The sequence below is a fragment of the Thermaerobacter nagasakiensis genome (genome assembly GCF_055396825.1).
Genome location: NZ_AP043740.1, coordinates 667,138 through 689,025, shown reverse-complemented (window position 1 = coordinate 689,025; position 21,888 = coordinate 667,138). Strand labels below are relative to the sequence as shown.

15 protein-coding genes and 8 tRNA genes are annotated in these 21,888 nt (G+C 72.7%); 2 read left to right on the top strand and 21 right to left on the bottom strand.

The window, feature by feature from the left end:
* Nucleotides 1-42 precede the first annotated feature (42 nt).
* From ACZ5T9_RS03065 to ACZ5T9_RS03010, 12 genes are all read right to left on the bottom strand, one after another.
* Nucleotides 43-1,044, bottom strand: coding sequence for a rod shape-determining protein (locus ACZ5T9_RS03065; RefSeq protein ID WP_464834382.1), 1,002 nt, complete (start codon nt 1,042-1,044; stop codon nt 43-45).
* 195 nt (nt 1,045-1,239) lie between these two features.
* The gene (gene radC, locus ACZ5T9_RS03060) at nt 1,240-2,139 is read right to left on the bottom strand and encodes a RadC family protein (protein WP_464833791.1); all 900 of its coding nucleotides are present in this window, start codon (nt 2,137-2,139) and stop codon (nt 1,240-1,242) included.
* A complete protein-coding gene (locus ACZ5T9_RS03055; protein ID WP_464833790.1) occupies nt 2,136-2,789 on the bottom strand; it encodes a Maf family protein in 654 nt (217 codons plus the stop codon). Before ACZ5T9_RS03055 ends, radC begins: the two co-directional genes overlap by 4 nt.
* 94 nt (nt 2,790-2,883) lie before the next feature.
* Nucleotides 2,884-3,138 carry a hypothetical protein gene (locus ACZ5T9_RS03050; protein ID WP_040826154.1) on the bottom strand — a complete coding sequence of 85 codons (255 nt, stop codon included), beginning with the start codon at nt 3,136-3,138 and terminating at the stop codon, nt 2,884-2,886.
* 425 nt (nt 3,139-3,563) lie between these two features.
* Nucleotides 3,564-6,353 (bottom strand): valine--tRNA ligase, encoded by a 2,790-nt coding sequence (locus ACZ5T9_RS03045; protein ID WP_464833788.1) that lies wholly within the window; start codon nt 6,351-6,353, stop codon nt 3,564-3,566.
* An 835-nt stretch (nt 6,354-7,188) separates the two neighbouring features.
* Nucleotides 7,189-7,767: a GNAT family N-acetyltransferase gene (locus ACZ5T9_RS03040; RefSeq protein WP_464833787.1), complete on the bottom strand. Its 579-nt coding sequence runs from the start codon at nt 7,765-7,767 to the stop codon at nt 7,189-7,191.
* A 198-nt stretch (nt 7,768-7,965) separates the two neighbouring features.
* Complete coding sequence (gene lonB, locus ACZ5T9_RS03035) at nt 7,966-9,657, bottom strand: ATP-dependent protease LonB (RefSeq protein ID WP_464833785.1); 1,692 nt, start codon at nt 9,655-9,657, stop codon at nt 7,966-7,968.
* 515 nt (nt 9,658-10,172) lie between these two features.
* A complete protein-coding gene (gene clpX, locus ACZ5T9_RS03030; protein ID WP_464833783.1) occupies nt 10,173-11,432 on the bottom strand; it encodes an ATP-dependent Clp protease ATP-binding subunit ClpX in 1,260 nt (419 codons plus the stop codon).
* A gap of 24 nt (nt 11,433-11,456) precedes the next feature.
* The gene (clpP, locus tag ACZ5T9_RS03025; RefSeq protein ID WP_464833782.1) at nt 11,457-12,056 is read right to left on the bottom strand and encodes an ATP-dependent Clp endopeptidase proteolytic subunit ClpP; all 600 of its coding nucleotides are present in this window, start codon (nt 12,054-12,056) and stop codon (nt 11,457-11,459) included.
* 240 nt (nt 12,057-12,296) lie between these two features.
* Complete coding sequence (gene tig / locus ACZ5T9_RS03020) at nt 12,297-13,778, bottom strand: trigger factor (protein WP_464833781.1); 1,482 nt, start codon at nt 13,776-13,778, stop codon at nt 12,297-12,299.
* 396 nt (nt 13,779-14,174) lie between these two features.
* Nucleotides 14,175-14,249 (bottom strand) — tRNA-Gly (locus ACZ5T9_RS03015).
* A 279-nt stretch (nt 14,250-14,528) separates the two neighbouring features.
* Nucleotides 14,529-14,610 (bottom strand) — tRNA-Leu (locus ACZ5T9_RS03010).
* Between the two features lie 288 nt (nt 14,611-14,898).
* Between ACZ5T9_RS03010 and speE the strand changes: the two genes are divergently transcribed.
* Nucleotides 14,899-15,786, top strand: a complete 888-nt coding sequence (gene speE / locus ACZ5T9_RS03005) for a polyamine aminopropyltransferase (RefSeq protein ID WP_006902909.1) — start codon at nt 14,899-14,901, stop codon at nt 15,784-15,786.
* Here the strand turns inward: speE and ACZ5T9_RS03000 are convergent.
* Nucleotides 15,740-16,345, bottom strand: coding sequence for an ankyrin repeat domain-containing protein (locus ACZ5T9_RS03000; RefSeq protein ID WP_464833779.1), 606 nt, complete (start codon nt 16,343-16,345; stop codon nt 15,740-15,742). The two genes, speE and ACZ5T9_RS03000, sit on opposite strands and share 47 nt — an antisense overlap.
* A gap of 514 nt (nt 16,346-16,859) precedes the next feature.
* Here ACZ5T9_RS03000 and ACZ5T9_RS02995 point away from each other — a divergent pair.
* Complete coding sequence (locus ACZ5T9_RS02995; RefSeq protein ID WP_464833778.1) at nt 16,860-18,566, top strand: amino acid permease; 1,707 nt, start codon at nt 16,860-16,862, stop codon at nt 18,564-18,566.
* 25 nt (nt 18,567-18,591) lie between these two features.
* On the opposite strand, the gene ACZ5T9_RS02990 is transcribed toward ACZ5T9_RS02995, so the two are convergent.
* The 8 genes from ACZ5T9_RS02990 to glmL all read right to left on the bottom strand — a co-directional run bounded on the left by ACZ5T9_RS02990 (nt 18,592) and on the right by glmL (nt 21,821).
* Nucleotides 18,592-18,664: transfer RNA gene (locus ACZ5T9_RS02990), tRNA-Lys, on the bottom strand.
* An 8-nt stretch (nt 18,665-18,672) separates the two neighbouring features.
* Nucleotides 18,673-18,743, bottom strand: a tRNA-Gln gene (locus ACZ5T9_RS02985).
* 62 nt (nt 18,744-18,805) lie between these two features.
* Nucleotides 18,806-18,879, bottom strand: a tRNA-His gene (locus ACZ5T9_RS02980).
* Nucleotides 18,880-19,242: 363 nt separating this feature from the next.
* Nucleotides 19,243-19,317: transfer RNA gene (locus ACZ5T9_RS02975), tRNA-Arg, on the bottom strand.
* Nucleotides 19,318-19,352: 35 nt separating this feature from the next.
* A tRNA-Gly gene (locus ACZ5T9_RS02970) sits at nt 19,353-19,423 on the bottom strand.
* 95 nt (nt 19,424-19,518) lie between these two features.
* A tRNA-Pro gene (locus ACZ5T9_RS02965) sits at nt 19,519-19,590 on the bottom strand.
* Between the two features lie 13 nt (nt 19,591-19,603).
* Nucleotides 19,604-20,269 (bottom strand): XTP/dITP diphosphatase, encoded by a 666-nt coding sequence (locus ACZ5T9_RS02960; RefSeq protein ID WP_464833777.1) that lies wholly within the window; start codon nt 20,267-20,269, stop codon nt 19,604-19,606.
* 160 nt (nt 20,270-20,429) lie between these two features.
* Nucleotides 20,430-21,821 carry a methylaspartate mutase accessory protein GlmL gene (gene glmL, locus ACZ5T9_RS02955; RefSeq protein WP_464833775.1) on the bottom strand — a complete coding sequence of 464 codons (1,392 nt, stop codon included), beginning with the start codon at nt 21,819-21,821 and terminating at the stop codon, nt 20,430-20,432.
* Between the last annotated feature and the right edge of the window lie 67 nt (nt 21,822-21,888).

The window sequence follows — 21,888 nt, the reverse complement described above, 5'->3', positions numbered from 1 at the left end:
CGCCCTTCCGCCCCCCTCCGCCCTCAGCCGGACGAACCGGCCTCAGGCCAGGCGGCGCGAGGTCGCCAGGCTCCGCTGGACGTTGTCGATCACATCCAGGTACTTGCCCGCACCCAGGGCCACCGAGAGCAGGGGGTCTTCGGCGATGTGCACGGGCATGCCCGTCTCCTCGGCCACCCGGCGATCGAGGCCGCGCAGCAGGGAACCGCCGCCGGTCATCACGATGCCGCGGTCCATGATGTCCGACGCCAGCTCGGGCGGCGTCCGCTCCAGCGTCACCTTGATGGCGTCGACGATGGCCGCCACCGTCTCCGAGAGGGCCTCCCGGATCTCCGCCGCCGTCACCTCGATGGTCTTGGGCAGGCCCGTGACCAGGTCACGGCCCCGGATCTCCACCGAGCCCTCGTCCTCCATGGGGTAGGCGGAACCGATGGCGATCTTGACCTCTTCCGCGGTCCGCTCGCCGATCAGCAGGTTGTAGTTGCGCTTGACGTAGTTGACGATGGCCTCGTCCATCTCGTCGCCGGCGATGCGGATGGACCGGTGGGTGACGATGCCGCCCAGGGAGATGATGGCCACCTCGGTGGTACCGCCGCCGATGTCCACGATCATGTTGCCGGTGGGCTCGTGGACCGGCAGCCCGGCGCCGATGGCCGCCGCCATGGGCTCCTCGATGGGGTACGCCTTGCGCGCTCCCGCCTGCTCGGTGGCGTCGACCACCGCCCGCTTCTCCACCTCGGTGACCCCCGACGGCAGGCAGATCACCACCCGGGGACGAACCAGCGCCCGGCCGCGCAGCGCCTTGGCGATGAAGTGGCGCAGCATGGCCTGGGTGATCTCGAAGTCGGCGATCACGCCGTCCTTCATCGGCCGCACGGCGATGATGTTGCCGGGGGTGCGGCCGATCATGCGCTTGGCCTCCTCGCCGACGGCCAGTACCTGCTTGGTCTCCGCCTGGACGGCCACCACCGAGGGTTCCTGGATCACGATCCCCCGGCCCCGCACGTAGACCAGCGTGTTGGCCGTCCCCAGGTCGATGCCCATGTCGCGAGAGAAGTACCGGTATACCGATTCAAGCACCACCAACGCCCCCTGACCGTGCCACCTCTTGACCTTCCTTCGCCTCACCTGGCCGGCGCCTCCCCTGGACCGGGGCGCATCAAAGCCGCCGGCCAGGCGCCTTCCCCAGACCCGTGCAGCCTCCCGCTGCCCGTGCCGCGCCTTCCCGCGGGAGCGCCCTCACGCCTCCCACACCAGGCCGGCCTCGCGCAAGCTGGCGTAACACTGGTTGCCGATGATCACATGGTCCAGCACGTCGATCCCCATGATCCGCCCGGCCTCCACCAGGCGGCGCGTCACCTGGACGTCTTCCGGGCTTGGCGTGGGATCGCCGCTCGGGTGGTTGTGCACCAGGACCAGCGCGGCCGCTCCCCTGCGGACGGCGGCCCGGAAGACCTCCCGCGGGTGCACCAGGGACCCGTTCAGCGTACCGATCGAAATCAAGTCCACACCTAGTACATAATGTTTCGTGTTCAACTGAACCACGTATAAATGTTCCCTATCCAGGTCTTTCATGCCGGCCATCAGCAGCCGGCTGACGTCCTCCGGACCCCGCACCCGCGGCCGAACCGGCCACGCCGTGGCCAGGCGCCGCCCCAGTTCTACCCCAGCCACAATCTGAGCGGCACGGGCGGGCCCGATGCCCGGGATCTGGCGGAGTTCCTCCGCCCGGGCCGACGCCAGCCACTGCAACGCATCCCACTCCCCGCCGGGCTCCGGCGCTCCCGCCCTTTCCTCCGGTGGTTGGGCGGGCGCCGTGCCTCCGGCTGCCGGCCCGTCGGCCACGGCCCGGCAGCCGGCAACGCTACCGGTGGCGGCCGCTGCGCCGGCCCGCCGGCCACCGCGGCCCGGTTCGTCCCGCTGGAGCCGGCGGGTGGAACCCCCGCTGCCCCAGGCCAGCACCCGGCGCGCCAGATCCAGGGCCGATTCGCCCCGTCCCGTCCCCGAACCGATGAGAATGGCCAGCAGGTCGACGGTGCTCAGGGAGGCGGCGCCGCCCGCCAGGAGCCGCTCCCGCGGGCGGTCCGACGGGGGCAGGTCTTTGACCCGCAAGGACTCGGGCCGCCGGACCCGCCTCATCGCCCGGAAGCCCCCGGGCCCGGGTGGGCCAGGATCCTCTCGGGTCCCAGCACCCGCACGCCGAAGAGGGAGAGCAGATCGGCCAGCAGGGGCAAGGGCAGGCCAACGACGTTAAAGTAACACCCCTCGATGCGGGGAACAAGGGTCGCGCCGAGGCCCTGGATGGCATAGGCGCCCGCCTTGTCCATGGGCTCTCCCGTCGCCACGTAGGCCTCGATCTCCGTCCGGGTCAGGGGGCGCATCCAGACCCGCGTCAGGCGGGTCCCCGTGGCCGCGCGGCCGGTGGAGGCGTCCACCACCGCCACGCCGGAGGCGACCCGGTGTTCCCGACCGGCCAGGGCGCCCAACATGGCCATGGCTTCCTGCCGGTCCTGGGGCTTGCCCAGAAGCCGGCCGTCCAGCTCCACCACGGTATCGGCACCGATGACCAGCGCTCCGGGGTGGCGCCGGGCCACGTCCTTGGCCTTACGCAGCGCCTGCCGCAGGGCCCAGTCCTCCGGGTCCACGGTTCCGGCCGGCCCTGCGGGCAGGGGTTCTTCCGCCCGGGACGGGTCCTGTACGAAGGGCAGGCCGAGCATGGCCAAAAGCTGCACCCGCCGCGGCGAGGACGATGCCAGGACCAGCCTGCGGTGCGAGCTTGTCCCCTTCACCGGCCCTCCCCCCGCATCACGCCGCGACGGGACCCCGGACCAGGCGGGCGGCTGCCCCCAGGGCCCATCCCCGCAGCCGCGCCGCCCGGCGCACCTACCGGCGGCGCTGCAGCCATAACAATGCAGCGAGGATGCCCAGCAAGCCTCCCGCCGTGATGTCGAGGCGCAGGCCCAGGGTCACCGCGCCCAGGTACGGCACCACCAGGGTGGTGGGCTCCAGGGAAGGGCCCAGCCCCTGGGACAGCCAGGGCAGCCACCCCGACAGCCCGTGGCGTGCCGCCAGGTTGCCCAGGGCATTGCCCACCAGCACCGCAGCCAGCACGCCCCATCCTCCGCCGTTGCGTCGCATGACCTCCCGTCCTTTCCTGGACGGTGGCTCTTTTCGGTACCGGCACGCTGTTGCCTCCCTTTTGTCGAAAAGTGATGTGGATCACCATTATTTTGTGGCATGCCATTATTTTACATCCTGTTGCTGTCCCCGGCCAGCTGCTCCCGGCGACCGGCACCCGGCGGTTCCGGCCGGCCCCAGTGGCTTGGGGGCAGTAAAAGAAGGGCGGGCGGTTCTGCCGCCCGCCCCTGGCCGGTGGCCTGGGCTAGCCCTTGGGATTGGCCCGCCGGATTGGCCCGCCGCCCCTGGACCCGACCCTGGGCCGGGCCCCTGCCGGGCCGGAACATCTGCCGGCACGCCCGTCCCGGCCTGCCGACCTGCCGCCCTGCCGCCCTTGCCGCGCGCCCTGGACGCGCTGCCCGCGCTGGAGGCAGCGCCGGTGGCGTTCAACCCAGCTCCGCCAGGCGCTGGGCCAGGAGTTCCAGCCGCGCCGCCAGCTCCTGCTCCCGCTGGCGCTCCTGTTCGACCACCTCCGCCGGCGCCCGGGTCACGAACCCCTGGTTCTGCAGTTTGGCCCGCACCCTTCCCAGCGCCGCCTCGGCCTGCTCCCGTTCCCGCTCAAGGCGCCTCCGTTCCGCCTCCAGATCGATCAAGCCGGCCAGGGGCATGTAGGCGACCACGCCCGGCCCCACATAAGCGGCTGCCTGCGCGGGCCGCTCCCCGCTCCCCGTGGCGATCTCCAGCCGGTCGACCCCGGCCAGGCGGCGAATGGCTTCGGCCTGCTCGCGGAAGGCCTCTGCCTGGGCGGGTTCCTCCGCGTAGATCAGGACGTGGGCCTTGCGCCCGGGCGGCACCCGGAACTCCGCCCGGATGCTGCGCAGGCCGTGGATGGTGTCGATCACCCGCTGGAACCGCGCGATGCGGCCGTCGTCGCCGGCGGCCGCCTCCGGCCACGCCTCGCCCGCCCGCGGCCAGGGGGCCAGGGCCAGGGTCCGGGGCCCGCCGCCGGGACGCGGCAGCTTCTGCCAGATGGCCTCGCTGATGAAGGGCATGAAGGGATGGAGCAGCCGGAGGGTCTGCTCCAGGACCTGCCAGAGGGTGTACTGGGCGGCGTAGCGGCTGGACGCCGCACCGGGGTCGCCCTCACCCGCCCCCGCCAGCGCTTCCGGCTGCACCGCCGCATCCTGGGCCGCCGCCACCTCCGCGCCGGTCGCCGCCGGTGCTGCCAGCCGCGGCTTGACCAGCTCGATGTACCAGTCGCAGAACTCGTCCCAGATGAAGTTGTATAGGGCCCGGGCCGCCTCCCCCAGCTCGAAGGCCTCCAGCAGGCGCTGCACGTCGGCCGTCACCGCCTCCAGCCGGGCCAGGATCCAGCGGTCGGCGGCGTTCTCGCGCCGGGGCTCGCCCCGGGACGGGTCGAAGTCCTGGAGGTTCATCAGCACGAAGCGGGCCGCGTTCCACAGCTTGTTGGCGAAGTTCCGGCTGGCCTCGGCCCGCTCCCAGGAGAAGCGGGCGTCGTTGCCCGGCGCCAGGCCCGTCACCAGGGTGAAGCGCAGGGCGTCGGCCCCGTACTTGTCGATCACTTCCAGCGGGTCGACCACGTTGCCGCGGGATTTCGACATCTTCTGCCCCTGGGCGTCCCGCACCAGGCCGTGGAGGAGCACCGTGCGGAAGGGGACGTCCCCCATGAACTCGAGGCCCATCACCATCATCCGGGCGACCCAGAAGAACAGGATGTCATAGCCCGTCACCAGCACCGAGGTGGGGTAGAACCGGCGCAGATCGGGGCTGTCCGCGTCGGGCCAGCCCAGGGTGGAGAAGGGCCAGAGGGCCGAGCTGAACCAGGTGTCCAGCACGTCCTCGTCCTGGTGCAAAGCGTCGCTGCCGCAACGCGGGCAGCGGTCGGGGTCCTCCCGCGCCACCACGGTCTCACCGCACTGCCGGCAGTACCAGGCCGGAATCCGGTGACCCCACCAGATCTGCCGGGAGATGCACCAGTCGCGGATGTTCTCCAGCCAGTGCAGGTACACGCGGGTGAACCGCTCGGGCACGATGCGGGTGCGGCCGCTGCGGACCGCCTCCATGGCCGGTTCGGCCAGGGGCTTCATGCGGACGAACCACTGGCGCGAGATCAGGGGCTCGATCACCGTCCCGCAGCGGTAGCAGACCCCCACGTTGTGGCGATGGGGCTCCACCTTCACCAGGTGGCCGCCCTCCTCCAGGTCGGCCACCACCCGGCGGCGCGCCTCCTGGCGGTCGAGCCCAGCGTAGCGGCTGCCGGCGGCCTCGGTCATGCGCCCGTCGAAGCCCACCACCTGGACGGCCTCCAGGCCATGGCGCCGCCCCATCTCGAAGTCGTTGGGGTCGTGGGCCGGCGTCACCTTGACGGCGCCGGTCCCGAACTCCGGATCCACCAGGGGATCGGCGATGATGGGGATCTCCCGGCCCACCAGGGGCAGGCGCACCCGCCGGCCCACCAGGTGGCGGTAGCGCTCGTCCTCGGGGTGGACGGCCACCGCCGTGTCGCCCAGCATGGTCTCCGGCCGCGTGGTGGCCACCTCGACCGCCCCTTCGCCGTCCACCAGCGGGTAGCGCAGGTGGTAGAGCCGGCCCTCCCGCTCCTCGTGCTCCACCTCGATGTCCGCCAGGGCCGTATGGCATTCCGGGCACCAGTTCACCATGTAGTCGCCCCGGTAGATCAGGCCCTTCTCGTACAGCCGGACGAAGACCTCGCGCACGGCGCGGCTGCAGCCCTCGTCCATGGTGAAGCGCACCCGGTCCCAGTCCACCGAGGCGCCCAGCCGGCGCAGCTGCCCCAGGATGTTCGCCTCGTACTGGTTCTTCCACGCCCAGACCCGTTCCAGGAACCGCTCCCGGCCCAGGTCCTGCCGGCGCAGGCCCTCTTCCCGGGCCAGCCGCACCTCCACCACGTGCTGGGTGGCGATGCCCGCGTGGTCCGTGCCGGGCACCCAGAGGGTGACGTCGCCCCGCATGCGGTGCCAGCGGGCCAGGATGTCCTGCATGGTGTTGTTCAGCGCGTGGCCGATGTGCAGGTTTCCGGTCACGTTGGGCGGAGGGATCACCATGGAGAAGACGGGCCCGGGCGCGTCCCGGTCGGCGTGAAAGGCCCGCTCCTCCAGCCAGAAGCGGTAGATGTCCTCCTCGAAGTCCTGCGGCCGGTAGCGCGTCGGCAGTTCCGGCGCCACCGCCTGGTGCAGCGGCTCTCCGCTTGCCATGCTCCCTCTCCTTCCACCGGCGCGGCGGCTTGGGCCCGCGCGCCGGCACCAGGCTGTCGTCCCCTGGCCGCCCGCCCCCGCCCGGGCCGGCAGCAGGGCACCCGCGGCGCCCGGAGGGAGGAACCGGCCCCCGGCGCCGTCCCAGCAGGGTCCAACCCGGGCGGCTCCCGCCCGGCGGGGGCGGCCCATGAAAAAAGCCCCTCGCCCCAAGGGGCGAGAGGCCTTGCTCTCGCGGTACCACCCTTCTTCCGCCCCGCCCGGCAGCGCCGCCATGGCCAGCCGCCACGGACCGGCAACGGGCACCCTCTGGGTGCGGGACGCTCACGGCGCGTTCACGGGCGCCACCCGCCCGGCCTACGCCCCCCTGCCATCCCCCGCCCCCCAGGGTCCGGCCCGGGCCGGGGGCACACCGGCAGGCGAGTTGGGACCGGGAGCTCCGGGGCGACTTCGGGCCCGCCTTACCGGAAGGCGCCTTCCAGCCGCCGGGCGCCTCTCTCTGGCCGGGGTTGCGGCCCCTACTCCTCCCCGTCATCGCCCTCTGCCGCGCCCCCGCGGGCCGCCAGCAGGACACGCGCGCCGGCCGCGGGGCGAGCTGGATTGGGTTGACTGTAGTGTAAAAGAAGGAAAGGCAGCCCTGTCAAGGCCCGCGGCGCGGCAGAACCGGCAGCCGGCACCCGGTAAAGCGGGACCCGGAAAGCGGGACCCCTTGCACCGGGTGCGGCTGGCTGCCGCGCAGCCTCTCTCCCACCCACAGGGCCGGGCTGGAAGACCCCTGACCCGGGGGCGAAGGAGCCGGCCTCCGGCGAGGAACCCTCACCCTGGGGACCGGCCGCGGCTAGTCGGCGGCTGCGGCCCGCGGGCCCGCCGCGGCAGGGCCGATCCCCGCACCGCCGCCCGGCCCGGCGTCCAAGGCCCGGACCATCAGGTACATGTCGGCCAGCCCGTCCGCCTTGCGGCGTCCGGCCGTGAACCGTCCCCGGGAGCGGAACCCTGCCGCCCGGTAACAGCGCAGGGCGGCCACGTTGCGCACGTCGACCCGCAGGAACAGCTGCTTGAGACCGATCCCGGCGGCATACCGGGCGGCCGCCCGGACGGCGTCCCGACCCAGGCCCCTGCCCCGGTAGCGGGGGTCGCCGATGCGGATGCGCAGTTCGGCTTCCCGCCGCCCCCAGTTGATTTCCACCAGCTCCACATCGCCGATGACCTGGCCCGACGGCAGGCGCACCGCCAGCACCACGTGCCGCGGGTCGGCCTGCGCCGCCTGCCACCAGGTGCAGGCCGCGGCCAGGCTGTCGAAACGCTGCCCGGCGAAGCGGACGACCGCCGGATCCCGTTCCCAGTGCACCAGCCAGGCGAGATCGGCGGGGGTCAGGGGCGTCAGGACCACCCGCTGCCCCCGGATTTGTACTGTCATCGTCCCGGTTCCCCTCGTCCCCAACTGGCGCGGCGGCCGGGGCACCCCAGCCGCCGCGGGTCACAGGCCAGGGGGTTCGGGGAACGGGGGGCGTTTTCCTACCTCGCCGGGACAAGCACTTTCCGGCAGGGCCGTCAGTCCTGGGCACCGGGCGCCCGCCGCGCCCGGCACCCGGTCCTGGGACCGGCCGGGATTGCGCTAGGCGTTGGGCTGCGGGGCGGCCGTCAGCACCTCGGCGCCCACGTCCTGACCGGCCCGCGGCACGGCCGGTTCTTCCCGTACCAGGGCGGCCCGGAGCACCTCCTCCACCGTGTTCACCGGCACCACCTCCAGGCCGCAGTGGCCCAGCGACTCCTGCCAGTTCTCCCGGGGCAGGACCACCCGGCGGGCGCCTGCCTGGCGCGCCGCCGCCACCTTGGCCTGGATGCCGCCCACCGCCCGGACCAGGCCCCGGGCGCTCACCTCGCCGGTGGTGGCCACCTGGTTGTCCACCGGGACGCCCGTCAGGGCCGAGTAGATGGCGGCCGCCAGGCACGCCCCGGCGGAGGGGCCGTCCAGGGGAATGCCCCCCGGGAAGTTGATGTGCAGGTCGTAGTCGGCGGGATGAACCGGCAGCAGCCGCCGCAGGGCGGTGAGGACGTTCTCCACCGAGCCGCGGGCGGTGCTCTTGCGCCGCTTCACCGGGCGACCGCCGCCGCCGAATTCCTCCTCGTCGATGACCCCCGTCAGGGTGATGCGCCCCTGGCCTGCAGCGGCAGCCCGGGAGGCGACCACCTCGATCTCGATCAACGTGCCCAGGTTGGGCCCGTACACGGCCAGGCCGTGGGCCACCCCCACCTGGGGCCGGTCCGCGACCCGGCGCTCGGGCCGGGGCGTGTACTGCCCGGTGTTGACCACCCACTCCACGTCGGCGGTGGTCACCCGCCTGCGCCCCTCGGTCTCCGCCAGCCCCGCGGCGATCTGCACGATGTTGACGGCTTCCCGGCCGTTGCGGGCGTACCGCTCGATGACCCGCACCGCCCCTTCGTCCATGGGCAGGTCCAGGCGGGCCGCCGCCCGGCGGGCGATGAGGCCGACCTCTTCCGGCGTCAGGGGGCGGAAGAAGATCTCCACGCACCGCGAGCGGATGGCGGGCGGGATCTCGTCCGGCATGCGGGTGGTGGCGCCTACCAGGCGGAAGTCGGCCGGCAGCCCGTTCTCGAACACGTCCTTGATGTGGGCCGGGAGGTTGGGATCGTCGGGATTATAGTAGGCGCTCTCCAGCAGCACCTTGCGGTCTTCCAGGACCTTGAGCAGCTTGTTCATCTGCACGGGGTGCAGCTCGCCGATCTCGTCGATGAACAGGATGCCCCCGTGGGCGCGGGTCACCGCCCCCGGCTTGGGCTGGGGGATGCCGGCCACTCCCAGCGGGCCGGCCCCCTGGTAGATGGGGTCGTGGACCGACCCGATGAGGGGGTCTGCAATGCCCCGCTCGTCGAAGCGGGCGGTGGTGGCGTCGATCTCCACGAAGGCCGCGTCGGGCCGGAAGGGCGAGCGCGGGTTGCGCTTGGCCTCCTCCAGCACCAGCCGGGCCGCCGCCGTCTTGCCGACGCCCGGCGGGCCGTAGATCAGCACGTGCTGCGGGTTCGGGCCGCAAAGGGCGGCCCGCAGGGCGCGCAACCCCTCTTCCTGGCCGACGATGTCTTCGAAGCGCTGGGGCCGGGTCCGCTCCGCGAGGGGCTCGGTCAGGGCGATGGCCCGCAGTTGGGACAGGCGGTCCTGCTCCTTTCGCGACTCCTTGCGCACGGCCACCTTGCTGCCTTGCTGGGCCTTCAGCAGGTTCCAGAAGTAGAGGCCGATCACCACGGCAAAGAAGAACTGCACGAAGGTGATGATGCTCCCGTAGTCCATGGCCGCCGGGCTCCCCTCACGCTTGGTGGGCGGAACGGCGGCGCAGGTGGAGGGCGCCGGCGTTCCGGGAATCGGTCCTAGTATCTGCCCGGGTGCCCGCCTTCACCCCGAGACCCGTGGGCAATGGCCGGCAGCGGCACCAAGGCACCTGGTAAGACCCCGGACAGGGGCCGGCGGGCGGGGACACGGCGGGGTGGCAGGGCGGGACCGTCGGCAAGTAGTGCAGTGGGGGAGGGGAGGGGAGCGCCACAGGCCGTGAGCGCGCGAGAGATGCCGGCCGGGGGCGCCGGCTGCAGGTGACCCGCGGGGACGGAGCCTCCGCAAAACGGCGACTGCCGGCACGGAGGTGGCGGGGCGTGATGCCCTTTGCAGGGTGTGGTGCCCCTGCTTCCCACCGCCGTACCGGCAGTCCTGCCGGGTGACATCAGGCCCGCGCCCCTGGCGGGGCGACCCAGGCCGGCTGGGACTGCGTGCCGGCCCTTGTGGCGGTCGCCCGGCACCGGCGGTCCGGCGCCTCAGGCCGATTCTTCCTGCTTCTTGGCGCGCTCGCGGGTCACCATGATGGGTTCCCGCCGCTGCCGCACCGTCTCCTCGGTGACGACCACCCGGGCCACATCGTCCCGGCCGGGCAGCTCGTACATGAGGTCCAGCATCAGCTCTTCCACGATGGCCCGCAGGCCGCGGGCGCCGGTGTTCCGCTTCAGCGCCTCCTGGGCGATGGCCCGCAGCGCTTCGGGCTCGAACTCCAGCTCCACGTTGTCCAGCGCCAGGAGCTTCTGGTACTGCTTGACCAGCGCGTTCTTCGGCTCCGTCAGGATCCGCACCAGGGCGTCCTCGTCCAGGGCGTCCAGGGTGGCGATGACGGGCAGGCGCCCGACGAACTCGGGGATGAGCCCGAACTTCAGCAGGTCTTCGGGCATGATGTGGCGCAGGATGTCCCCCACGTTGGTCTCCTGCTTGCTGCGCACCTCGGCGCCGAACCCCATGACCCGGCGCCCGATGCGGCTGGCGATGATCTTGTCCAGGCCCTCGAAGGCGCCGCCGCAGATGAAGAGGATGTTGGTGGTGTCGATCTGGATGAACTCCTGGTGGGGGTGCTTGCGCCCGCCCTGGGGCGGCACGCTGGCCACCGTTCCCTCCAGGATCTTGAGCAGGGCCTGCTGGACGCCTTCGCCCGAGACGTCCCGGGTGATGGAGGGGTTTTCCGCCTTGCGGGCGATCTTGTCGATCTCGTCGATGTAGACGATCCCGCGCTCGGCCCGCTCGATGTCGTAGTCGGCGGCCTGGATGAGCTTCAGCAGGATGTTCTCCACATCCTCGCCCACGTAGCCCGCCTCGGTGAGGGAGGTGGCGTCGGCGATGGCGAAGGGCACGTTCAGCAGCTTGGCCAGGGTCTGCGCCAGCAGGGTCTTGCCCGAGCCCGTGGGGCCGATCATCAGGATGTTGCTCTTCTGGAGCTCCACGTCGTCGATGCGGCCGCCCAGGTGGATCCGCTTGTAGTGGTTGTACACCGCCACGGAGAGGATCTTCTTGGCCCGCTCCTGGCCGATGACGTACTGGTCCAGGAAGGCCTTGATCTCCGCCGGCTTGGGCAGGTCCTTGAGCTCGACGTCGGCCTCCTCGCTGAGCTCCTCTTCGATGATGTCATTGCAGAGCTCGATGCACTCGTCGCAGATGTAGACTCCCGGCCCCGCCACCAGGCGCTTCACCTGGTCCTGGTACTTGCCGCAGAACGAGCACTTCAGCTGGCCCTTCTCGTCGGTGAACTTGAACATGACGACCCCTCTCTTGCCGGGTGGCTACCCGTCCGACCGCTTGGACCGAGGCTCGAGGACATGGTCGATGATCCCGTACTCCTTGGCCTCCTCCGCGGTCATGAAGAAGTCCCGCTCGGTGTCCCGCTCGATGCGCTCCAGCGGCTGGCCGGTGTGCTTGGCCAGGATCTCGTTGGCCACCTGCCGCAGCTTGAGCAGTTGATCGGCGTAGATCTTGACGTCCGACGCCGTGCCGCCGACCTGGGAGTGGGGCTGGTGGATCATGATACGGGAGTGGGGCAGGGCGTAGCGCTTGCCCTTGGTCCCGCCGGCCAGCAGGATCGCCCCCATGCTGGCCGCCAGGCCCACGCAGTAGGTGGCGACGTCGGGCTTGATGTGCTGCATCGTGTCGTAGATGGCCAACCCCGAGTCGACGCTACCGCCGGGGCTGTTGATGTAGATCGAGATGTCCCGGTCGGGATCGTCGGTCTGGAGGAACAGCAGCTGCGCGATCACCGAGTTGGCCACCACGTCGTCGATGGGGGTGCCAATGAAGACGATGCGGTCCTTGAGGAGCCGCGAGTAGATGTCGTAGGCCCGCTCCCCCCGGTTGGTCTGCTCGATGACGTACGGCACCAGATTCATTCCAGCCCACCTCGCCCTCGCCCACCGAAGCCGGCGGCGCACCCGCAGGGCCGGCCGGTCTCCGGCCCGGCCGGGCCCCGAAGGGTCGAACCGGCCGCCCGGAGGCGCGGCTTCGGTGTCTATTATATTGGCCCGATTCTGCGGCCGCCTGCACCTGTCAGGGAATCTGAACCGGCCCGGGACCTTCCGGCGGTACGCCCGGTCCCCGCGGCCGGCTTTCCGTCACACCCTTGCAGTTTGTCATTCCGCGGCCCCGGTCGATGCGCCGGGCGCCTCCGGCGCGTCCGGCGCCTGGGCGCCTTCTGCGACCGGCCCTTCTTGGCCCTGCCGCCCAGGACCGGCGGGAGCCCCCGCCACCGCAGCTTCGGTGGCAGCGGCCTGCGCGGGCCGCCCTCCAGCGGCCTCGCCGCCGGCGGCCGCCGTCCCCGCCGCCTGGCCCGTGGCCCGTTCCACCAGCCAGTCGATGGTCTTGCGCCGCCGGATGTTCTCTGCCACGTCCAGGACCAGGCCGCTACGGGTGAATTGCTGGCGCACCCGCTGATAGGGCTGGCCCATGGCCGCAGCCAGGCTGCGCAGTTCCGCTTCGATCTCGGCGTCGGTCGCCTCGATCCCCTCCGCCTTGGCCACGGCATCCAGCACCAGGTCGGTGCGGACGTCTTCCACGGCCTGCGGCCGCAGGGATTCGGCCAGTTGCTCGCGGGTCTGGTTGGTCGCCTGCAGGTACGATTCCAGGCTGTCGCCCTGGCGGCGCAGCCGGTTCTCCAGGCTGTTGATGCGATCCTCCACCTGGCGGCGCACCAGCGTTTCCGGTACCTCCAGGCGAGCCCCTTCCACCACCTTCTGCACCACTTGCCGGCGCAGGTCCGCCCGGGCTTGCTCCTCGGCAATTCGGGTCAGTTCTTTCTCGACCTGGGCGCGCAACTCCTGCAGGCTGGAAAGTCCCGCCACCTCCTGGGCGAACTCGTCGTCCAGCGGCGGCAGCACCTTGCGCTTGAGCTCCTTCAGGCGAATGTGGAAGGTTGCCGTCTTGCCGCGCAGGGACTCCTCGGGGTGGTCGGCGGGGAAGGTCACCGGAACCTCCTTCTCCTCGCCGGGGCGCATGCCCAGGATCTGCTCTTCCACGCCGTCCAGCAGGCGGCCGGCGCCCAGCTCGACGGCATAATCCTCGGCCTGGCCGTTGGGAATGGGCTGGCCGTCCAGGGTCCCCTCCAGGTCCAGGACCGCCACCATGCCCTTCTCGGCGACCGCATCCTCGCCGGCAGGTTCTAGGGTCGCCCGCAGCTCGCGCCAGCGCTCCAGTTCCCGCTGGACGTCCTCCTCGGTGACGGTGGCCACCGGCACTTCGACCCGCAGGGACCGGTAGTCGCCCAGGTCGACCTCAGGCTTCACCTCCACCTCGGCGGTGAAGCGCAGTCCCTGCTCTTCACTAAAGGTTTCGATGTTGAGCTGGGGCCGGTCGATGGGTTCGATGCCCGTTTCCGCCACGGCCCGGCTGTAGGCCTCGGGCAGGAGGTGATCCAGGGCTTCCTCGAAGAGGGCCGCCTTGCCCAGATGCCGCTCCACCAGGAACCGGGGCGCGCGGCCCTTGCGAAAACCCGGGATCTGGACCCGCCGGACCAGATGGCGGTAGGCATGGTCCAGGGCCCGGGCCACCGCCTCCGGCTCGACCTCCACGGTGAGGGTCGCCCGGCGATTTTCGATCTTTTCCACGGTCGCCTTCAAATCAGCCCATCCTCCCCGGCTCGCCCCGGCGCAAGCAACAGGAGCAAGCCCTCGCCGTACTGCACGCATGCTGCATGCCAGAGCAGGATCCGATCCGCAGGACCCGAAAAGTTTAGCATACCAGGCGACGACCGGCCAAGGCATGGCACCGGCGCCTGCCCTCTGGCCGTGCCCGCGGCGCGTGGCCGCTTCCGTGCACCTGCGTCACCGGGGCCCGTCACCCATTTCCACGATCGGGCCCGGGCCGCGGCGGGGCGGCACGGGCCCGGCCGGTTCCCGGGAACGCAGCTTGTCGCAGCGAACCCTTTGCGCAAGTGGCGCCGGCGCCCGCCGGCTTCATGCGCAGATGGCGCCCATCGGCACCGGGATGCGACCCGGCACCCGAGGGCGCCACCATGGAGCGGGAGACGGGATTCGAACCCGCGGCCTTCTGCATGGCAAGCAGACGCTCTACCCCTGAGCTACTCCCGCACGCTGTCTCGAATGAACCGCGGCTGCTTGGCGAAGCGCTTGGGCCGGCCTGGTGTGGACGGCTTCGGACCGCCTGACAGCATTTTATGATAGCATAAAATCCGTGACGGCGCAACCCGAACCCGCCGGCTGCACCCCGTCCCACCAGGCTGCCCCGGGCAGGCGCAGCGCCCTGAACCCGGGTGAGCCCCTGCATCTTCAAGCCGGCTCAAGCAGCTGGCGCCAGGTCGCGGGGCGGCCGGCCGGACCTGCCGGCCTCGGCCGGGGTGGCCGTCCCTGTGCGGGCGGGGAGACTCGAACTCCCACGGGACGAACCCACCAGATCCTAAGTCTGGCGCGTCTGCCGTTCCGCCACGCCCGCCTGCTAGCGGGATCCGGGATCGCAGCAAGGTTCATTTTAGCATCCCGGTCCGGCGAGTGTCCACGCCGCAACGGGGCCGTGGGCGGCGCTGTCCCCCGGCAACCGGCAGCGGCCGGGAGGGTTCCCATGGCCCGTGGCAAAGTGGCAAAGTGTTGGATTGCGGGGCCCCTTCCCGGCCGCGCGCTGCGGGCCGCAGCTGCGCGGGCCCGGGGTGGAACCCGCCCGACGGCACCGCACGAACCTGACCTCGATCGCAACAACCCTCAGGGCAAAGGAGTGGACGGCAGAGTGGGAGTCAACGAGCTCACCCAGGCCGGCTGGCAGGTGGACCCCGAATCGGGCTGGCTCGTGGAGAACCAGACGGTGGGCTTTCAGGTCCGGTGGCGCCTGCAGCGCCTGCTCCACCACGAGCGTTCCCCCTACCAGGACATCGTGGTGGCGGAGCTGGAGGGATTCGGGCGGGCCCTCTTCCTCGACCGGATCCTGCAGGTGGCCGAGCTGGACGAGTTCATCTACCACGAGATGCTGGTTCACGTGCCCCTGGCGTCGCTGCCCCGGGCGCGCCGGGTCCTGATCATCGGCGGCGGTGACGGCGGCACCTTGCGGGAGGTAAGCCGCTGGCCCGAGGTGGAGGCCATCGACATGGTGGAGCTCGATGAAGCGGTGGTCCGGGTCTGCCGCCAGTGGCTCCCCCAGGTGGGCGGCACCGCCTGGTCGGACCCGCGCCTGCAGATCCACTACGCCGACGGCTTCGCGTTCCTCCAGAAGGCCGAGCCGGGCCGCTACGACGCCATCCTGGTCGACTGCAGCGACCCGGGCACGCCGGCCGACACCCTGTACGGTGAGACCTTCTACCGGCTGGCTTACCGGGCCCTGGCCGAAGGCGGCCTGCTGGTCCAGCAGGCCCTCTCTCCCTTCATCCACCGGGAGGCCCTGACCACCATCACCGGTCGGCTGGCCACGGTGTTCCCCGACAGCGGGGTGTACTATTGCCCTTCCATTGCGTACCTCATCGGCCTGCAGGCCTTCGTCTGGGGAGCGCGCGGGACGGACCCGGGCGCCGGGCCGGTGCGCGGCGCCCCGCAGGGGACCCGGTGGTACACTCCGGAGGTGCACCGGGCGGCTTTCGTCACCCCGCCGGCTCTGGCGGCGCTACGGCCAGCCAGCGCCGGATGACGGGGTCGCGGGCGTGATCACCGGGGGTGCGCTGGCGGGCATCGCGGGCCCGCGGGTCGGCGCCCCGGTCGAGCAGCCAGCGCACGGCCTCCCGCTGTCCCGCCAGGGCCGCCACGTGCAGGAGCGTCCCCTGCCAGTCGTTGCGTGCCGAGAGCCACCCCGGGTCCCGCTCCACCCAGGCGGCCAGTCGTGCCACGTCGCCCAGACCCGCGGCCGCGAAGGGCCCGATGGCGGCCCCCCGCTCGACTAGAAGGCGAGCCACCTGCGGGTGCCCGAAGACGATGGCCCAGTCCAGGGGCGTCTGCCCCCCTGCTGCGGCCACGTCCGGCCGGGCGCCGCGGTCCAGCAGCAGCTCCACCACGGCGCCGTGTCCGTACCGGGCGGCGTAATGCAGGGGGACCAGCCCCCAGCGGTTCACCGCATCGGGGTCGGCCCCCAGGTCCAGCAGCCGCTGCGCCACGCCGGCCCAGCCGTGGCGCGCGGCATGGTGGAGCGGCGTCATGCCGGTGGCCGCCGCTACCCGGGCCAGTCCAGGCTGGGTCGCCAGCAGCGCCAGCACCTCCTCCCTCCGCCCGTCCCGCCCGGCCCGGAGCAGGCGGGCAGCCGGTTCGTCCCCGTCCTGTGCACGCCCTACCGGCCGCGTTCCGCCGTGTTCGGCCGCGTCCTGTGCGCACCCTAGCGGCCCGGCCCCGCCCGGACGGTCCCCGCCCGGGCCGCCCCTGCCCTGCCGGGCCCAGGCCGTTTCGGCCCTCCCCTGCCGGGTGGCGTCCTGTTCCGGCACGGCGGGCTCCTGCCCGTCCCGGCGACGGCCTTGTGGAGATGGAATGGCACCCTGACCCTCCATCCCGCTCACCTCACCGCCATGATGACTTCCAGTTTGGGCCCTGGTGAGCTCCCGGCGCCAGCTCCTGCACCGCCCCGGGGGCCGGCCCTGGCCCGCGCCGGCCCCCTTCCTGGAGGCATCCCTGTCCGGGATGAGTCCCCTGCCCGGCTCCCATGCTAAGACCCGGCGGTGCCGCGCGCCACCCGCTGGCGGTGCCGCACCGCGCGACGCCACGCAAGGGGGAGTCGCCATGGCCAGGCGCGAGGGGCTGACGGCCGGCCAGCTGACCATGCTGGCCCTGGGCAGTGCCATCGGAGGAGCCTTCTTCCTGGGTTCCGCCGTGGCCATCCGCAGCGCCGGGCCGGCCGTCCTGCTGGGGTTTGCCGCAGGTGGCGCCCTCGTCTACGTGGTCCTGATGGCCCTGGCCGACCTCACCCTGGACGACCCGGCCCCCGGATCCTTTCGCGACTACGCCCAGCGCGCTTTCGGCCCCCTGGCCGGCTTCGTGGTGGGGTGGGTGTACTGGGCCGGGCTCACCCTGGCCATGTCCAGCGAGGCCACGGCGGCGGCCGTGTTCCTGCGGGCGTGGTGGCCCGGCCTGTCCGGTCCCGTGCTGGCGACCCTGATCGTGCTGGTGGTAACGGGCTTGAACCTGCTGGGCGCACGCCAGCTGGCCCGGCTGGAAGGCGCGCTGGCCGGCGTCAAGGTGCTGGCGGTGGCGGGGTTCGTCCTGGTGGCCCTGAGCCTGATCGCGGGGCTCTGGCCCGGCAAGGCCCCGGTGGGGCTGGGCGCCCTGGCGCGCGAGCCCTGGCAGGCCGCAGGCTGGCGCGGGCTGCTGGGGGCCATGCTGGTGGTGATGTTCACCTACGCCGGGACGGAGATCATCGGGCTGGCGGCCCCCTCGGCCCGGGATCCCCGGCGGACCGTGGTCCGGGCGGCGCGGTGGACGGCTGTGGTGCTGGCCGGGCTGTACGTGCTGGCCGTGGGGGTGCTCTTGGCCCTGATCCCCGCCCGCAGCGTGAGCGTTTCCGCCAGCCCCCTGGTGGCGGCCCTGGCCGCCCACGGGCTGGGGACCGCCGCCCGCGCGGTCAACGGGGTCCTGGTGACGGCCATCCTGTCGACCATGCTGGCGGTGATGTTCAGCCTGGGCCGGGTGGTGCGCTCCCTGGCCGAAGACGGCATGGGGCCGCCCTGGCTGGTGGACCGTAGCCCCGTCCCGCGCCGCGGGATCCTGTTCTCCGGTGCGGTGATGCTGGCCGGGGTGGCCCTGGGCTACCTGGTGCCGCGGCAGGTGTACCTCTTCCTGGTCAGCGCGGGCGGCTTCGCCCTGCTGCTGGTGTACGCCGGCATCGTGGCCGCCCACTGGCGGCTCCGGGCGGCACAGGCCCGGCTCCACGCCGCCGGCGGCCGGGCCGCCGGGTCCCGGCCCACCCTGGTGCCTGGATTCCCCTGGAGCAACGCCCTGGTCCTGGCCGTCGTGGCAGCGGTGCTGGCGGGCATGCCCCTGGTACCGGGCCAGGGCGCCGGGCTGGGGGCGGGTCTGGCCATGACCGCCCTGGTCTCAGGGATCTACGCCTGGCGGGCGCGGAGGCGCCTGCGGACGCCGGCAGTGGCCCCTACTCCCGGTCAGCCAGCCCCGGCCCGGGGCGAGCAGGCCCCCGCGGCCCCTGCCGCCCCCGCTCCCCACCGTGCTCCTTCCTCCCGGCGGCTCCCGCCGGATCCGGCGAGGACGCCCCTGCAGGCGCCGGACCGTCCCGAACCTGTCCCTGCACCCGCCCTGGGGTGGGAGGTGGCCCCCGAACTCACCCCGGGCGAACCCGCCACCGGCAGGACGCCGCCCCGGCCCCCGGTGCCCCCGGCGGCCGGCGGGCTGGGAGCAGCCCGCCAGGGGCAGCAGCCAGGCCGGTCCCGCAACCCTGGCCACCGCGGGCACAAAGACGAAGGGCCCGCCGGATGACACCTCCGGGCGAGCCCTGCGGGGGTGGGCCATGAGGGAGTCGAACCCCCAACACCCCGGTTAAAAGCCGGGTGCTCTGCCAGTTGAGCTAATGGCCCCTCTTGTGCTGGGGCGGCAGGATTCGAACCTGCGATCGAGGATCCAAAGTCCCCTGCCTTGCCGCTTGGCTACGCCCCACCGAGACCGGCATAAGGCCAATGGGCGGCTCGAAGCCTGTTCGGCTCGGAGCCGCCGCGCTGGGTGACTGAGGGGATTCGAACCCCCGACCTCCAGGGCCACAACCTGGCGCTCTAACCAGCTGAGCTACAGCCACCACGTTTCGTACCGCCGTTTCACCTTGCCCCGGTAGTCCCCGGCCACCCTTGGAACCGTTCCGGGGGCCTTCCGGGGGGACCGTCGCGGGGGCCTTCCCGGGGTCTTCCCGGGCTCTGCGGGCCCGTGCGGGGGCTTGCCCCGGCCGGCAGCGGACCGGTTGGCACCCAGCCGGCGTCCGGACGGGCCCGGGGCTGCCCAGCGGCGCCGGAGCCTCGATCGCGCCCGCGCCACACGGCCCCTCGCCGCCCGATCGCGGCGCCGGGTCCCGGCATCCCACCGGCTTCCCTATGATAGCACACCGGGCGTGCCCCGTGGACCCACCGGGCGTTCCTGTTCGTCCCACTCCCGGCACCGCGCCGGCTGGCGCGCCCGGAGGGATTTGAACCCCCGACCCACCGCTTAGAAGGCGGTTGCTCTTCCGCTGAGCTACGGGCGCGGGTGGAAGCGCCGGCGAACGCCGCGCGCCCGCTGAGCGGGAGACGGGAATCGAACCCGCGTCACCGGCTTGGAAGGCCGGCGCTCTACCATTGAGCTACTCCCGCGTGTGAGATCCCGTCGCGTGACGGGCCGGCTCTTCATACGGAATACGGACCGCTCGGGCCCGCTTCCACGCCCGGGCGCGGGGGGCGCCGGATTGTCGGGGCGGGCGGATTCGAACCGCCGACCTCTTGCTCCCAAAGCAAGCGTGCTGCCCCTGCACCACGCCCCGCCGGTCCACGCCGTCAATTAACTATACCGTCCGCCAGCCAGGCGCGCAACGCCGGCAGCAGCGCGCGCAGTGCCCGGGACCGGTGGCTGACGCGATTCTTCGCCTCCGCGCCCGCTTCGGCGAAGGTCATGCCCAGCTCGTCCGAATAGAAGAGCGGGTCATAGCCGAAGCCGCCCTGGCCCCGGGGAGCTTCCAGGATCCGCCCGGGAGCCTCCCCTTCCGCCCATGTCCAGCGGCCGCCCGGCAGGGCCAGCACCACTACGCAGCGGAAGCGCGCCGTGCGCCGCGCAGGGGGCACGCCGGCCAGTTCCGCCAGCAGGCGGGCGTTGTTGGCCGCGTCGGTGGCGCCGGGCCCGGCGAACCGGGCCGAGTGGACCCCGGGACGCCCGCCCAGGGCATCGACGCATAGGCCGGAATCGTCGGCCAGGGCCGGCAGGCCCGCCTGCCGGGCCACGGCCTCCGCCTTCAACCGGGCGTTCTCCAGGAAGGTGGAACCCGTCTCTTCCGGCAGGCGCACGGGCCCCACCTGGTCCAGGGTGAGGACCTGGACGGGCAGTTTCGCCGCCTCCAGGAGCTCTTCCAGCTCCCGCACCTTGCCCGGGTTGTGGGTGGCCAGCACCAGCCGGGCCGGCGCCCGGCCGGATCCTTCCGCTGGCGGGTGCTTCCCGTGCCGCTGCATCTCCATCACACCTTTTCGGCTTGCTGGCTTTGGCTTGCTGGCGCCTTGCCGGGCCCCGGCCCGTTGGGGGCGGGGCCCGGTCCATGGGCGCCCTCCCGCGCCTTCTCCGCCGGGCGACCGGCGACCGCCAACGGGCCCCGGCCCGCGCGTGGCCGGCAACTCAGGCCTGGCCCACGGGGACCAGGCCGGCCTTGAGCAGCTTCAGGGCGGCCGCCGGGTCGACCGCGGCCAGCAGGCCGGCATGGCTCAACAGGTACTCCCCGTCGACCCAGAGGCGGGCCTGCCGGGGCCGCAGCACCGGCCCTTCGTCCTGGGGGTCCAGGGCCGCCGCCAGGATCGCGGCCGGGTCGGGGGCGTGGCGGAAGATGCCCCCGGTGCCGATGACGTGGCGGATGCCCCGCAGGTCCTTGCCCCGCTGGATCCAGCGGCGGCCGTGGGGCGTGGCCAGGGCCTCACGGCGGCCGGCGTGGCGTTCCACCGCCAGCCGCACCGCCGCCCGGGCCAGTTCCTGGTCGGCCAGCCGCTCCTCGGTCTCCCGGGGGCCCGGCACGAAGGCCGGGTCGGCGGCGCGCCGCCGGACCCGGTCCAACCAGGGGCTCGGACCACCTCCCGCAGGGATGAACCCGGCCGCCTCGGCGAGGGACGGCGCTCCATGGCGCAGGCCCAGGTCGCCCTCGACGGTGCGCTGGCTGCGGGGCGGCGGCAGGCCGCGGAGCACGGTCTTCCCGTCGGTGGGGAGCCCGTCGGCCACCGAATGGACGTCGGTGGTGGCCCCGCCGATGTCCACCACCAGCACATCCCCCAGGCCTTCTTCCGGCCCGGCGCCGGCGGCCAGAAGCTCCGCCCCGCGCAGGGCGGCGGCCGGAGTCGGCATCAGGATGGAGCCCAGCCGGGACTCCACCTCCTTCCACCCCCGGGCCACCACGATGCGCTCCATGAAGACCCGCCGAATGGCCTCCCGCGCGGGTTCGACCTGCAGGGTGTCCAGGCGCGGCAGCACGTTCTCGACCACCCGCACCGCCTTCCCCGCCGCCTCCAGGATGGCGGCCGCATCGGGGCTGGCCTCCCGGTTCCCGGCCACCACCACGGTGGCGCTCGTGGGGCAGCGGGCCAGGGCGCGGGCGAAGTCCAGCAGGGCGGTGCGGTTTCCCCCGTCGGTGCCGCCCGCCAGCAGGATGATGTCGGGCTCCAGCTCCGCCAGCCGGTCGAGGTCAGCCGGACGCAGCAGGCCACTGAAGGTGGCCAGCACCCGCGCCCCCGCTCCCAGGGCGGCGCGGCGGGCCGCCTCGGCGGTCAGGCCGGGCACCAGGCCGACGGCCACCATGCGCAGGCCGCCCCCGGCGCTGGAACACGCCAGCCGGTGACGAAAGGCGGGCAGGCGCCCGCCCAGGGCCTCCCGGAGGGCCTCCAGGGCCCTCTCCAGCCCCTGTTCCAGCCCGGTGGCGTAGGTGGTGGGGGCCTGGGCGCGGGCCAGAAGGCGCGGCGGGTCCAGGTCGACGGCCGAAACCTTGGTAAAGGTGCTGCCGAAATCGACCAGCAGGGCGACGTTCATCGGACCCTCCCCATCCCGGTCCCCCGGTCCTCGTCCCGCTCCCCCGGAGCGAATCGCGGGTTCCAAC